Source organism: Candidatus Paceibacterota bacterium (genome assembly GCA_035546035.1).
Lineage (GTDB): Bacteria > Patescibacteriota > Minisyncoccia > Phycocordibacterales > UBA6065 > UBA6065.
The window spans coordinates 1-1,909 of the sequence record DASZXC010000002.1 but is presented as its reverse complement, the minus strand read 5'-3'; the positions used below and the strand labels follow the sequence as shown (position 1 = coordinate 1,909).

At 59.8% G+C, this 1,909-nt stretch carries 2 protein-coding genes; both read right to left on the bottom strand.

What is annotated here, in order from left to right:
* On the bottom strand, positions 1-1,697 hold a 1,697-nt coding region (locus VHE10_00465), incomplete at its 3' end, for an ABC transporter permease (protein ID HVU06261.1).
* A 2-nt stretch (positions 1,698-1,699) separates the two neighbouring features.
* Positions 1,700-1,909 (bottom strand): helix-turn-helix transcriptional regulator (locus VHE10_00460; GenBank protein ID HVU06260.1); only part of this gene is annotated, 210 nt, incomplete at its 5' end.

Below are 1,909 nucleotides of genomic sequence, written 5' to 3'. Positions count from 1 at the left end.
GGCAGCGATTTCAGGCGCACGAGCATTTGTTTGTCAAACTCGACGCCCTGCGCTCTGGAATAGCCGACCGGTTTCAGATCAAAGCTCGCGAGAAACACGTGGCTGGGATCGAACCCCGGATAGGCATCCTGTGCCTTCTGCTGGCTGCTGACCAGGAGTCCGGCACAGACCAGTAGCAGCATCGCCAACGCAATCTGTCCGACGACCAGTCCTCCTGCCAGGCGTGACTTGTGGATGCCTCCGGAGGTATTGAGTCCTTCCTCCCTCAAGGTAGACACCGGAGCGAGGGCGATGCGGGAAGCTCGAAGCGCCGGCACAACGCCGGACACCGCGGCAGCGAGAAGCGACATCATGGTGGTCGCCACTAGCACCGTGCGGTCAACGTGTCCGTTCAGCACAAGAGGAAGCGTCGTGGGCGGCAGAAACGCCGATAATCCGCGTGCCGTCCATGTGGTCAACAACAGCGCGAGCCCGCCTCCTGCCAGAGCGATCAACGCATTCTCCACCATCAGTTGAAGCACCAGCCTCCAGCGGGTTGCCCCTATCGACAGGCGAATGGCAAATTCGCGCCGGCGCGCCACCGAGCGCACCAATAGAAGATTCGCCAGGTTCGCGCAGACCAGCAGCAAGAGCACCGACGCCAGCGCGAACAGAATGGGCAGCGTTCCATAAAGATAGACATTCACGCCAAAGGGCGACCGCCACAGCGGATCGGAAGAGATCGTGTTCGGTCCCTTGTGCGCATCCGGAAACCGCTCCGCGAGGCGCTGCATCAGGACATTCAGCTCGGTTTCAGCCCGGCGATGACCGACTCCCGGCTTGAGCTTGCCGAGCACGTTGAGCCATGGGACGTCGCGATACTTGATTCGTTCGTCACCCGAAATCTGCGAATCCATGCCAAGCGGTATCCATAGATCGGACCGCAATCCGCTCAGGCAGCCTTGGAAACCCTCGGGGGCGACACCGACAATCGTGAACGGACGCAGATTGATATGAACGACCTTTCCAATGATCGAAGGATCCGCGCCAAAATGGTGCTGCCACAAACCGTAGCCGAGCACCGCTTCCGCTGTACCCAGCCGCTCATTTGACGCAGTCGATTCAAGCGACCGGCCGAGGAACGGGCGCACACCGAGTACCTCAAAGTAATTCGACGACGTCAGCGTCCCATAAATGCGCTCTGGCGTGCCCGAGTCCGTGATCGCCATGTAGTCGTCGTGATAAGCGAGTAACCCGGTGAAGCTCCGCGTGCTCTCGCGAAGGTCCGCGTAGTCGAGGTACGAAAAGGGCGGCGTGGGATGCTCGCTTCGCTCGCCGCGCATGACCGTGATCATGTCGCTCGTGTGCGGGATTCCGGGAATAGGATCGAGGAGCGTCGAGTTGATCCAACTGACGATCGTGCTGTTGGCGGCGATACCCAGCGCAAGAGTGACGATGGCAATGGCGGCGAAGCCCGGATGTCTTGTCAGCTGACGAATCGCGAATTTCATATCGTGGAGCAGATTGTCGAGCCAGACGATACGGCTCCTGAGATAGAAGCGTTCTTGCGCTGTCTGCGCGTTGCCGAACTCGACTCTTGCCCTGCGCCGCGCCTCGTCTTCGCTCAAGCCGTCGCTCTGTAACTCATCGGCTTCGAGCTCGACATGCGATTTGATCTCCTCGGCAAAATCGTCCGCGCTTCTTCTGCGTCTGAACACGACTAGGCCTCCTGGCGGTTCAGAATCAATCCCATCGCTCTCGTCAACCGCTGCCACTCGCTGGTCTTTTCTGCGAGCTGCTGGCGTCCCTTGGCCGTCAGCGAATAGAAGCGCGCCTTGCGGTTGTTCTCACTGACGCCCCACTTGGCGCTGATCCACTTCTTGTCTTCAAGGCGCTGGAGAGCAAGATAGAGCGAGCCATGATCGACGAA